This is a genomic window from Thermoflavimicrobium daqui (assembly GCF_003313465.1).
GTDB classification, from domain to species: domain Bacteria; phylum Bacillota; class Bacilli; order Thermoactinomycetales; family Thermoactinomycetaceae; genus Thermoflavimicrobium; species Thermoflavimicrobium daqui.
This window is the reverse complement of the sequence record NZ_KZ845663.1, coordinates 497,830-510,011: the sequence shown is the minus strand read 5'-3', so window position 1 is coordinate 510,011 and position 12,182 is coordinate 497,830. Positions and strand designations below refer to the sequence as shown.

The 12,182-nt window shown below is 37.3% G+C and carries 11 protein-coding genes; all 11 read left to right on the top strand.

What is annotated here, in order from left to right:
- Nucleotides 1-39 precede the first annotated feature (39 nt).
- Nucleotides 40-504 (top strand): tRNA (uridine(34)/cytosine(34)/5-carboxymethylaminomethyluridine(34)-2'-O)-methyltransferase TrmL, encoded by a 465-nt coding sequence (trmL, locus tag DL897_RS02380; RefSeq protein WP_113657519.1) that lies wholly within the window; start codon nucleotides 40-42, stop codon nucleotides 502-504.
- A 129-nt stretch (nucleotides 505-633) separates the two neighbouring features.
- Nucleotides 634-1,359 carry an HAD family hydrolase gene (locus DL897_RS02375; protein WP_113657518.1) on the top strand — a complete coding sequence of 242 codons (726 nt, stop codon included), beginning with the start codon at nucleotides 634-636 and terminating at the stop codon, nucleotides 1,357-1,359.
- Nucleotides 1,360-2,326: 967 nt separating this feature from the next.
- Complete coding sequence (locus tag DL897_RS02370) at nucleotides 2,327-4,225, top strand: PrkA family serine protein kinase (protein WP_113657517.1); 1,899 nt, start codon at nucleotides 2,327-2,329, stop codon at nucleotides 4,223-4,225.
- A gap of 34 nt (nucleotides 4,226-4,259) precedes the next feature.
- The gene (gene yhbH / locus DL897_RS02365; RefSeq protein WP_113657516.1) at nucleotides 4,260-5,417 is read left to right on the top strand and encodes a sporulation protein YhbH; all 1,158 of its coding nucleotides are present in this window, start codon (nucleotides 4,260-4,262) and stop codon (nucleotides 5,415-5,417) included.
- 493 nt (nucleotides 5,418-5,910) lie between these two features.
- Complete coding sequence (locus tag DL897_RS02360; RefSeq protein WP_113657515.1) at nucleotides 5,911-6,645, top strand: hypothetical protein; 735 nt, start codon at nucleotides 5,911-5,913, stop codon at nucleotides 6,643-6,645.
- A gap of 4 nt (nucleotides 6,646-6,649) precedes the next feature.
- On the top strand, nucleotides 6,650-8,524 hold the full coding sequence (locus DL897_RS02355) for a protein kinase domain-containing protein (RefSeq protein ID WP_113657514.1): 1,875 nt from the start codon (nucleotides 6,650-6,652) through the stop codon (nucleotides 8,522-8,524).
- A 15-nt stretch (nucleotides 8,525-8,539) separates the two neighbouring features.
- Nucleotides 8,540-9,244, top strand: coding sequence for a vWA domain-containing protein (locus DL897_RS02350; RefSeq protein ID WP_113657513.1), 705 nt, complete (start codon nucleotides 8,540-8,542; stop codon nucleotides 9,242-9,244).
- Between the two features lie 20 nt (nucleotides 9,245-9,264).
- Nucleotides 9,265-10,026, top strand: a complete 762-nt coding sequence (locus tag DL897_RS02345; protein WP_168188607.1) for a PP2C family serine/threonine-protein phosphatase — start codon at nucleotides 9,265-9,267, stop codon at nucleotides 10,024-10,026.
- A gap of 3 nt (nucleotides 10,027-10,029) precedes the next feature.
- Nucleotides 10,030-11,103, top strand: a complete 1,074-nt coding sequence (locus tag DL897_RS02340; RefSeq protein WP_113657511.1) for a hypothetical protein — start codon at nucleotides 10,030-10,032, stop codon at nucleotides 11,101-11,103.
- 48 nt (nucleotides 11,104-11,151) lie between these two features.
- Nucleotides 11,152-11,511, top strand: a complete 360-nt coding sequence (locus DL897_RS02335; RefSeq protein ID WP_113657510.1) for a hypothetical protein — start codon at nucleotides 11,152-11,154, stop codon at nucleotides 11,509-11,511.
- 96 nt (nucleotides 11,512-11,607) lie between these two features.
- Nucleotides 11,608-12,114, top strand: coding sequence for a hypothetical protein (locus DL897_RS02330; RefSeq protein WP_145962182.1), 507 nt, complete (start codon nucleotides 11,608-11,610; stop codon nucleotides 12,112-12,114).
- Nucleotides 12,115-12,182: the final 68 nt, after the last annotated feature.

Genomic DNA, 12,182 nt, shown 5'->3' with positions numbered 1-12,182 from the left:
TAAAATAGAAAAAGAATGCTGTAATGGAAGTGATGAAGATTGCCCATTCATATTGTACTCGTTGAACCTGAAATCCCACAAAACACAGGGAATATCGCCAGAACTTGCTCAGTAACTGGAGCTCAATTACATTTGGTTCGACCACTCGGCTTTCGTATTGATGATGCTAAACTAAAGAGGGCAGGTTTGGATTACTGGCATGAATTAAATATTCAATTTCATGATTCATTTGCCCAATTAAAGCAAACATATCCAAATGGGCGCTTTTTTTGTGCTACTACGAAAGGATCTAAGCTTTACACCGACTTTTCTTATCAAGATGGAGATTTTTTTGTATTTGGAAAAGAAACTAAAGGTCTTGCGCCTGAGATTTTGGAAGCTCATCATGATACGCGAATTCGAATTCCTATGCTTCCGGTTAGTCGCTCACTTAACTTATCCAACTCAGTCGCAATTGTGGCGTATGAGGCATTACGTCAATTACAATTCCCCAGTTTAATTTAATAATCGTAGGAGGCTTTTGCTTTTGTAATCAAGTACGAATAATCAGAAGACCAGAAGCCTCCGAACTAATTGATTACAAGGATCATAGCTTTGAAAAAAGCATTATTTTAATCAGAAAGAGGAAATGAAATGATTAAGGCTGTATTATTTGATCTAGATGGAACCTTATTGCCGATGGATACGCATCAGTTTATTGAAGCGTATATGAAATCGTTGGCTCCTCATATGGTGAACATCATAGCACCTAAGAAGTTTATTGCAGTTATGATGAAATCAACATTAGCAATGATTCAAAATAAAGAACAGGAAAAGAGTAACCAACAAGTTTTCGAAGAGACTTTTACTAAAGAAACAGGAATACAGTGGGAAGAGATTGTTGAAGAAGTAGATCGTTTTTACCACGAGGAATTCCCTAAACTTAAGAAGTTTACTAATTTTAATCCCTTAGCATCAAAAGTCGTACAAGCAGCGGTTGATCAAGGCTATAAAATTGTCATTGCTACCAATCCAGTTTTCCCTCAAGTAGCCGTATTAGAGCGATTGCGCTGGTCAGGTGTACATGAATTTCCATTTGATTGGATTACAGCCTATGAAGAATCCCATTTTTGTAAGCCGAATATAGAATATTATCAAGAGATTGTAGAAAGACTTCAGTTGAAGCCGAACGAATGTGTTATGGTTGGAAATGATATGCAAGAAGATATGGTCGCATCAGAGCTGGGTATGAAGACTTTTTATCTCAAAGATCACCCGATTGATCGTGGTAATCCAGTATATTCAATAGATCAGTCTGGTTATATGGATGAGCTATTAGAAGCCATACGCAATCAATCTGGGGTGTTTCGGTCTGTATAATTGATAATTAAACAGGTCTAGTTTTCGCCAATAATCAAAAATACTAGACCTGTTTTCAGTTAAGTATTTGTATATAAGGGTACTTAAGACTAAATTATCAATCTATCAGTCTTTCTGAAAGAGTACTCCCACTACCATTCGGAGAAGTCCATCAGGAAAAGACTTTGTATCCATCCTTTGTGAAACTCTTGTCCATATGTTCCAGTAAATAAAAATAGAGCGGTTGGTATGGATCTCGGCTTAAAAGATTTCGCAATACTTTCCAATGGTACAAAGACAGTGGACATGTTCAGAATGTGGTATAGAACACGACAGGGGATTGACACTGCTACTAATATTTTGTGAGAAGGGAGCCGATTACTTGCGATCGGTTAGCCCGTCTAAGCTTGGTTCATATCCCGTCAGAAGATGGGAGTTTCCAAGAATTCCCCACCTCAAGCGTTAGCTAGGTGGCGGAAGTGTTCAAATGTCTAGTCTATAAGCTATATAAATAGATGGAATATTTTATCTGTTTATATGATTATTATTGTATTTCTATTTGATTTATTGTATAATATTAATACAAAAATTAATGAACCTTATTGATTGGATAGTGAGACTATTGTTTGAAAACCGTGCCAAATCAATTATATGATGAGAGATGGTCTACCGATGTTTGCAGGAACTCCTTTAAGACAGCTAAAGGCAGTCCCTGTATATGTTTCCATCAGAAACTTTAACTTGTTAATATGTCAATAAGTAAAAATGTTAAGACTGTCTTTAGTGAAGCCGTGTTGTTAAATCAAAGGAAAGCACCTGAGTATCCTCTCCATTTTACCCCTTTTTCTCTATTCTAGGTTACTGCTAAATTCCGTTCAATTTATTTTCCGTACTTTTAGGCTTTTATCTAGTGTAGTTGGGGAATAGTTACAAAAGAGATGTAGTTTGTTTTTAAAGGAGAGGCTGTACTAAGGGAAAGGAGGCTTCCATGAGCATCTTAAATCGTTTGGCCGAATATCGGGAGCGTGAAGAAAGATTAAAGTGGGAAGGGACGTTTGCGGACTATCTGGAGTTGGTAAGAAAGAATCCACAAATTGCGCAAACAGCTCATTCTAGAATATATAATATGATTGCTCGTGCTGGGGTTGAAGTCGATTCACAAGGTAATAGAAAATATTTATTTTTTAGCAAGGAATTATTTGGATTAGATAAGGCAATAGAGCGATTAGTAGAAGAGTATTTCCATTCCGCTGCTCGTCGTTTGGATGTTCGGAAGCGGATTTTGCTATTGATGGGGCCTGTTAGTGGAGGAAAATCGACCATTGTCACTCTTCTTAAAAAGGGACTAGAAGAATATGCTCGGACTGATGAAGGAGCCGTTTTTGGTATCAAAGGCTGTCCTATGCATGAAGAGCCGTTAAATTTGATTCCAAATGAACTTAAGCCTGAAGCAGAGAAAGAGCTAGGAGTGCGAATTGAAGGGAATCTCTGCCCAGCTTGTCGTTTCCGACTCCGTGAGGAATTTAATAATCGTATTGAAGATGTCCCTGTTGAACGAATTTTCCTGTCTGAAGACGAGCGTGTAGGAATTGGAACATTTAGCCCTTCAGATCCTAAATCACAAGATATCGCTGATTTGACTGGAAGTATTGACTTTGCAACAATTACCGAGTATGGGTCTGAATCAGATCCTAGAGCTTACCGCTTTGATGGAGAGTTAAATAAAGCAAACCGTGGCTTAATGGAATTTCAGGAAATGCTGAAATGTGATGAAAAGTTTTTATGGAATTTGCTTTCTCTTACACAAGAGGGAAATTTTAAAGCTGGACGCTTTGCATTGATCTCAGCAGATGAGCTTATTGTTGCTCATACCAATGAATCAGAATATAAGGCATTTATTTCAAACAAGAAAAATGAAGCGTTGCAATCACGTATCATCGTAATGCCCATTCCTTATAATCTCAAAGTATCTGAAGAGGAAAAGATTTATAAAAAATTAATTGGGCAAAGTGACTTAGCACATATCCACATCGCACCTCATTCACTTCGAACTTCAGCGATTTTTACCATTCTTACACGCTTAAAAGATTCCAAAAAACAAGGGGTCGACCTAATTAAAAAGATGCGCCTTTATGATGGCGAGATTATCGAAGGTGTCACAGATATTGACGTTGAAGAATTAAAGAAAGAATATCTGGATGAGGGAATGTCCGGAATCGACCCACGTTATGTGATAAACCGGATTTCCAGTGCTTTAATTCGTACAGAAGTCGATTATATTAATGCCTTAGACATTTTACGATCCCTTAAGGATGGACTTGATCAACATCCATCGATTACTCAAGAGCAGCGTGAAAGATATCTTCACTTTATATCACTGGCGCGGAAAGAGTACGATGAGATTGCAAAGAAAGAAGTCCAAAAGGCATTTGTATACTCTTATGAAGAATCAGCTAAAACACTAATGGATAACTACTTGGATAATGTAGAAGCTTACTGTAACCGTGTTAAGCTTAGAGATCCGATCACAGGAGAAGAGCTTGATCCTGATGAGAAATTAATGCGTTCGATTGAGGAGCAAATCGGTATCTCAGAAAATGCCAAAAAAGCATTCCGTGAAGAGATTTTAATTCGTATATCTGCTTATGCACGCAAAGGGAAACGCTTTGATTATAATAGTCATGAGCGTCTCCGGGAAGCGATCCAGAAGAAGCTTTTTGCTGATTTAAAAGATGTCGTCAAAATCACCACTTCAACCAAAATGCCTGATGAAAACCAATTGAAAAAGATCAACGAAGTGATTGCTCGTCTGGTAGAGGATTATGGATATACCCCGGCTAGTGCCAATGGACTTCTGCGCTACGTGGGCAGCCTGCTTAACCGGTAGGCGGCTGGCGAACGAGAACGGGAGGTGAACTGGTATGAAACACCCCCAACATATCGTTTCCCAGGAAGACTGGTCTCTACACCGCAAAGGGTATGAAGATCAATTGCGGCACCAAGAGAAAGTCAAAGAAGCGATACGCAAAAACTTGCCTGATCTAGTCAGTGAAGAAAGTATCATTATGTCGGATGGAAAGCAAATTGTAAAAATACCGATCCGATCGATGGAAGAGTACCGGTTCCGCTACAACTTTAATAAAGGGAAACATGTGGGCCAAGGGAATGGAAAAAGCCAAGTCGGAGATGTACTTGCACGCGAAGGCTCACAAAAGGCAGGCCCCGGCAAAGGACCGGGTGCAGGAGATCAAGCGGGCACAGATTATTATGAAGCAGAGGTCTCCATTGATGAGTTAGAAAATATTCTCTTCTCAGAATTAGAATTACCCCATTTGGTAGTAAAAGAACATGATGATATGTTAGTAGACGAAATCCAATTTAATGATGTTCGTAAAAAAGGGCTAATGGGGAATATTGACAAAAAGCGCACATTGCTCGAAGCGATCAAACGAAATGCCCTGAAAGGAAAAAAAGAGAAAGTGAAAATCTCAGTTGACGACTTGCGCTTTAAAACGTGGGAAGAAAAGAAAATCCCTCATTCTAATGCAGTTGTGATTGCAATGATGGATACAAGTGGATCGATGGGGATTTTTGAAAAATATATTGCACGTAGTTTCTTTTTCTGGATGGTTCGCTTTTTAAGAACCAAGTATGAAAATGTAGAAATAGTCTTTATCGCCCATCATACTGAAGCAAAAGAAGTAACAGAAGAACTCTTTTTTACCAAAGGAGAAAGCGGAGGGACAATCTGCTCCTCTGCTTACCGTAAAGCACTTGAAATTATCGATAAACGCTACCCACCGAGTCGATATAATATTTATCCATTTCACTTCTCTGATGGAGATAATCTAACCTCGGATAATGAACGCTGTGTTGGCTTAGTAAAAGAATTAATGGAACGTAGTAATCTTTTTGGTTATGGTGAAGTGAATCAGTATAATCGTCATTCTACATTGATGACAGCATATCGTCATCTTAAAGATCCAAAGTTTATGTACTATGTGATTCGTGAAAAGGGACAAGTATATGATGCGTTGAAGCATTTTTTTGCTAAGAGGAATCCATCTTTTAGCAAATGACATGAGGAGATATTCTCTTACAACTGATTGTAAACTAAAAATATTAGATACTTGAACAATGGCTGAGGAAGCATCCCTTTTTGGGATGTGTCGGACAAATGTCCCCTCAGCCAATCTTATTTATAAAATGATTTTTGGATATGTCGGAAAATTACTTTATTCCAACCCCAGAAATTTTACATTCTTTGTGAACGGGAAAACCCCTAGCTTCAGTTATGGGTGAAAGCGAGCGCCAGACGAAGGAGGGGCTTTTGCTGGATTTATTATATTTTAATAAAGTGTCACAAATTATAATATATATGTTTTCTCTAATTTATACTAAATTGAAATATATATTTATATAATTTACAATTGGATTAAATAGTTATATTATCCAATTATTTATTTAAGTAATGGATTAGGTGATATCTATAATAGAAATCAAATGGTTTTAATGTATGCTTGATTTTGGTGTCAAACTTGGGCTGAAATGTGTTTACTAGGAGGATGTAGCTTGGAAGTGAAACTAAAGAATATCGTAGAAGATTGGCTACTTGAAAAGTGCAAAAAGAAAGATTCATCATGTAATTCTTTACAAGTTTGGGAAGCTGCTAGCCAATTGGAAGTAGATCCATTAGATGTGATGGGATTATTTGAACATTTATGCAATCATGGTTATCTGCCTGTGTCATATCGTTTGCAGTTTTATCATGTGCCTAAAGAAAATAGTCCAGATATGGAATATATGATGGTTATCAGAGAAAAGGGGCTCACCATATATAACTATCCTTTATCCAGCTTTACATCCGAACAAGGGTGTTGGAATCCCAATGGTGTTTTTGAATTTATTGAAAAGTTAATGGAAATCCGCGACAGTTCCCCCCATATATCCAATTCACCGCAATCTGATGAAGGTCAGATGTTATTCAACCAGTCGACTCCTTCTGAAGTAGATCCTTATCTTGCTCCATTTCAACCGATTAAGTATAACTTATCAGTTGAAAGTTCCCAAAGTACGGGTCTTCATAAAGGAAATCCACAGTGGGCCCAAAGGGAAAAGTTATTATTCGAAGTGGCTCATCGGCTAGATGGCACGATTGGTTCGATGGAAAAAGGAATCGAGGCATCTGCTCTTATTTTAGTTAAGCAAGGTGATGCTAAAGCATTGATGAAATTGCTGCTCTCAATCGAGGAGGAATTAAAAGAGATGCGAGAAAATATCTCTCAACATTTGTCATTAGAGGGTTAGTCATATGAATATCCAAAAAATTGTTGCAAAGTATAAAATATTTATCGATACATGTACATGGATGTTCCCACAAGCCGTTCATTTCTTAGAGAATGAGTTACCACGAGCGTTATACTCACAAAGAGAAACGGTGAAACTACCCGTTCGAGTAATCGATGAGGTAAATAAGCATTTAAAAAGCGAAATAAAAGAAACACGTTATAAAGCACGAAAAGCAGCTGAGATGATCAAGCTGTACATCAGAGGAAAAATACTGGAGGGGTTTGGTAGTTCAGCAGATAATTTTGTTGATCAAACCATTTTGACGGTATTTACCAATTACCGTACAAAATATCATCTTGCCTTTATTACACAAGATCGTAAGTTAGCACAAGATGTTGATAATCTAAATCGACAAAAATCAGTTCGTTCGAATAAGCATATTTTAGTGTTAACGATTAACCAGTTTGGACAGTTGTCTCCTTGGAACTTTAATCTCCAAGAATCAAATATACAAGAATTAATGAAAAAATCCTCACATAAAAGCGAAAACAAAAAGATACCATTTTCTCCATCGCGAGAAAAGATGAAGAAGCTACCTCTAGGTAAGAAAGTTAAAGTAGGAATCGACCACCCTTTACCTGTTTTGGAGATTCCACAATTAAACCAACTGATCTCGACCAGAAGATTTGGTCCATTGCGTTTGATTGAAAAAGTGGGTAGCGGAGGAGAAGGAGATATCTACCTAACTAGTAATGGGCAAATATGTAAAATTTATAAGAAGACAAGCATTACCCAAGCGAAATTAGAAAAGCTATGTATTATGTTAAAATATCCGATTGATAAATCGGGGATTTGCTGGCCTCAGGATTTAGTTTTTAATAGTCGACAACAGTTTGTTGGCTATATTATGCCAAAAGCAGTGGGTAAACCCTTACAACGATCCATCTTTGTCAAACCGCTTTTGCAGAAAAACTTTCCATATTGGAAACGAAGTCATCTGGTACAACTAGCACTAGCCATCTTAGAAAAAATTCAATATCTGCATGAGAGAAACATTATTATCGGAGATTTGAATCCACTCAATATCCTAATTAAAAATGAGCGAGAGGTTTTTTTAGTAGATACCGATAGTTTTCAAATCGCGGAGTACCCCTGTCCTGTAGGGACGGTTAACTATACAGCACCCGAAATCCAAGGAAAGAAGTTCGGAGGTTTTCTACGGAGTTTTCAGCACGAATATTTTGCAGTTGCTACATTAATCTTTATGATCTTACTTCCAGGAAAAGCGCCTTTTGCTCAACAAGATGGAGGGAGTCCACAAGAAAATATCAAAAATGGTAACTTTCCATATCCATTAGGTCAGAATACGACAGGAAAAGCGCCAGATGGTCCATGGCGATTTATTTGGAGTCACTTGCCTTTTAAGACGAAAGAGGCATTTTACCGTTCATTTAAAGAACAAGAGCGTCTAAACACGATGGAATGGATTCAAGTGCTAAAGCATTATGAATATACGATATCCAAAGGATACCTTAGCGATGAACTTTTTCCACAAGGACATAAAATTCCTGCTGAAAAAAGAACGACAGCCATTTGTCAAGAACCGTATTGTGGAAAGGAATTTGATATTCATATTGATCGTAAGAAGCAGATGGTGGAAAATGGTAATAAATTGATTTGCTATAAATGTCAGGAAAAGATCCAAGAGGAAAAATTGATGAAAAATTTATATGGTACGGAAAATGAAATAACATCCAAAGATCAAATGGGTTCTTTCCGTTCAAATGGAATTGATCCACATCAGGATCCGTTTCTCTTTGATCCAAGTCAAATGGCTGGGAATACAAATCAACCTAGCTCATTCTTACAGAACTTTTTAAACCGATTTAAATCATAGTGAGAGGGGATCATGATGGACCATTTTAACGCATTTCGACCAAAACATGATTTAGAAGAATTCAGTCTTTCTAGACAAGAACTATTCGATAATCCGACGGCTAGAGTACCGATTTGTTTAGTTCTTGATTGTAGTGGTTCTATGTGGGGTGAACCTATTTCTGAGTTAAATAAAGGAATTCAATTATTTATGAAAGCAATTCGACAAGACGATATAGCGGCACATTCTGCAGAAATTGCAGTCGTCTCGTTTGGAGATGAGGAGCCCAAATGCGAATTAAACTTCACAAGTATTGGTAATCAAGCGATCCCTTTTTTAACAGCATCAGGCCGTACGCCGATGGGAGCAGCGGTTAAGATGGGATTAGATATGCTTGAGAAGCGGAAAAAAATGTACTCTACAACAGGTGTGGATTACTATCAACCCTGGTTAGTTTTGATGACAGATGGTGCTCCTACCGATGATATTACTCTAGCAGCAGAGAGATCATCCGAACTCGCTAATGCCAAGAAGCTAACTGTTTTCCCTATTGGGGTAGGTTCCGCTGCTGATTTACAGACATTAGCTAAATTTTCACCTAGAAGAACGCCTGTCCGATTAAAAGGATTGAATTTCTCTGCTTTTTTTGAATGGCTTAGCAAGAGTGTCATTGCTGTATCACAGTCAACTATTGGAGAATCGGTTAAACTCCCAGAAGCTAAAGGATGGGGAGAACTTTAATTTGGATGGAGTTATAAATGATGGGGCATTGGAAGATTGCATCAGGTAAAATCGTAGGACGTTATCATATGAAGAGAGAAATACCTTGCCAAGACTCGACTTACTGTATATCTGAAAATGGCATTACAGTAGCTACTCTAGCCGATGGAGCTGGCTCATGTGCTCGATCACATGAAGGAGCAGCGATTGCTACTAAGCGATGTGCTCAAGTATTAACAGAGAGATTTACCGATTTTATAGAAATGACCGAACAAGAGATAGTAGAAGTAATGCTAGATGAGATTGTTACTGCGATTAGAAATTATGATCCAGCCACAATCTCCCTAAAACCGTTTTCTTCTACTTTACTGTTTGTTGCTGTAGATGGAGAATATTTTTTAGCTGGACATTTGGGGGATGGCGTGATTGGGTGCCAAGAGGAGGAAAACCATAGGGTTCTTTCGTTTCCGGAAAATGGGGAATTTACCAATGCCACCTTTTTTACTACTTCTGTCGATGCGCATCATCACTTTCGTATTTACCGTGAAAAAATCAATCAAAAAAGAGGTTTTATCTTGATGTCAGATGGTTCGGCTGAGTCCTTATTTCATCGACAGGAAAAAACAATTGCAGATGGTGCTAAAAAAATGATGGGTTGGCTAGCCCAATATCCAGCAGAAGTTGTTGAGGAAGCGATTCAACGAAATTTGGAGAATGTGATCCGTGACCGAACATATGATGATTGTGCTATCGCATTACTGCAACTTTCCCTCGAAGAAGATGTGGGTATTGAAGGGAGATAGATGATGGGTCATTCAAAGATGTTTTCAACCGATGAAATCAGGGATTTTTTGTATTGCCCAGAGAAATGGAAACGTAAGCGTGAGGAAAAGTTAAATTCTCAAGCAAAACTCCATTTAAAAAACGATCAGTTTTACCAGATATCGAAAGATGAACAAGATGCTAGAAATGCATATCATACCATATATCATTCCAAGCGCCTTCCCAACAAGAAGAAGCCCATCAGAAATAATATTCTGAAGCCGGATGTAGAAGAATTTCGACCTTTGCCATCTAGTTATTCCGATTTTTTAGATGACTTCCCTTTTTATCTTCTACTGATAATGGGGGCGCTGATCTTATTGCCACTTATCTTGGCTGATCTAAATCTCATTTTAAAAATAATTAGCATCGTTATTTTAATAGGAATCGGGATGTATATAATGCCCTATTTGATCATGATTCTATACGTGCCCTATAAAATAATAAGACCCATAATCAATATGATTAAAAGGATGATATATGATAAGAAACATGCTGCAGTTTGGAAAGAGTATGAAAAAGAGAAAGAAGAGGCGGATCGGATCTATCAGCAACAAAAGGTACAATACCAGCAGGAATTAGAGAATGAACTAAGAAAATGGGATAAAATATATGAATCAAAACAAAAGGAAATTGAAAAAATTATTAAGAATCTGTTTAAAGGAAAGAAATATCCACTAGCAGATCTATCATTAAATATATATGAGGAATCATTTCAATTAGATTATGATGAAAAGACAAAAAAAATGATTGTTGTTCTTGATCGAAAGGATACCATTTTACCTTTCTATGTTCACTATGCTCATGAATATGACGTAGCAAAAGTAGCAGCTAATCTCCTTATTTTAAAAAACTTCTTTAATAATTTAGAACACGGTGTGATTCATTATAAAAATCGAACTACCAATGTGTATCTAACGTCACGAGTGAAGAACATGCTTGAGCAAGCTTTAAAGAATATTCAAGAGAGAAAGTCAGATGTGATCGTTACAACTCTATATCGCTGTGAACAGTGCTCACTCCAGAGGTCATGTAAATATGCCATGATGAAAAGATGAGGAAAAAAGAAGTAGACTTCACTCAGGCTTCAAGGAGGTTATGGGAATTTGAGTCATTTTGCTCATGAAGAAGTAGTAGAGATTCATCGTTCATTAGCCAAACTTATACATTTAAAACAAAGAATTCAATATCTGTCCTATGAAGAAGAATACTTTTTTATTACGATGTTGGTGAAATTTATAGAGGAAAATCCGATTACAGCACAGTTAATAGCTGCCAAATTTCGCTGTCATTATGATGTTCAGTCTGCTGTAGAGTCAGGAATTCTTTATAATAAAAAATTGAACATCCCGATGGATGATGAAATATCTTTTATATACCAACTCTTAAAATATATCAAAGCAACATATGGTCGATTTAGTATCTATCAGGCTGTATATATGTATGGTGGTGATCAGCGGGAGTAAGATCATCAGATTAAAGAGGAAGCCTGTCGCCAATTTAATCAGCAAGTGATTATTCCTTTTATTCATTTATTAGAGAGTGAGATAGAGGCTAGCAAAATGGAAAAAGATTACCGCCGCACTTATGCGACTCCGTATATGGAAGAAACGGGTTCTTTATCTTTAGATGATATTGCTATATCTGATGAATTCCTCGGTTTTGAACCTTCAAGCCATGAGACAAACAAGGATATGTATTCGTTTACCCAAAATATAGATTCATGGCAAGCTTTAGAAACAGCTAGTACAGTAGCTGAAAGTTCACAGTCTTTTGCAGTTCAAAGAGAACCACAAGATAGGTTTTCTGAAATGATGCGAAGATTAAATGTGTTCATTGAAGAGGATATTGAAGTTGCAATGGAAGTTAAGTTTGAAGTAAAAAAAATGTTGGAGTGGACTGTCGAACAAATCAAACGGGAGAAAATCGATCAGAGATCAGTTGATCAATTGGTGCAAAAATTGATCAGCATTCGCCAGTTGATTTCACCCAGTTCGTCACTTACAAGATTCATCAATGATTTTCTTGAGGAATTGACGATGTTAGCGAACCGCTTGCCTTCTTTTTAAATGTTTTATAGATGAAGTCAATTGCTTGTCGATTTCCTAAATGGGAATTGTGTTCAAGGATGTTGCAG

Bases quoted from the DNA above. Each gene is read 5' to 3' on its own strand.
- DL897_RS02375 (WP_113657518.1), top strand. From the start codon at position 634: ATGATTAAGGCTGTATTATTTGATCTAGATGGAACCTTATTGCCGATG.
- DL897_RS02370 (WP_113657517.1), top strand. From the start codon at position 2,327: ATGAGCATCTTAAATCGTTTGGCCGAATATCGGGAGCGTGAAGAAAGA.
- yhbH (WP_113657516.1), top strand. From the start codon at position 4,260: ATGAAACACCCCCAACATATCGTTTCCCAGGAAGACTGGTCTCTACAC.
- DL897_RS02355 (WP_113657514.1), top strand. From the start codon at position 6,650: ATGAATATCCAAAAAATTGTTGCAAAGTATAAAATATTTATCGATACA.
- DL897_RS02350 (WP_113657513.1), top strand. From the start codon at position 8,540: ATGGACCATTTTAACGCATTTCGACCAAAACATGATTTAGAAGAATTC.
- DL897_RS02345 (WP_168188607.1), top strand. From the start codon at position 9,265: ATGGGGCATTGGAAGATTGCATCAGGTAAAATCGTAGGACGTTATCAT.
- DL897_RS02340 (WP_113657511.1), top strand. From the start codon at position 10,030: ATGGGTCATTCAAAGATGTTTTCAACCGATGAAATCAGGGATTTTTTG.
- DL897_RS02330 (WP_145962182.1), top strand. From the start codon at position 11,608: ATGGAAAAAGATTACCGCCGCACTTATGCGACTCCGTATATGGAAGAA.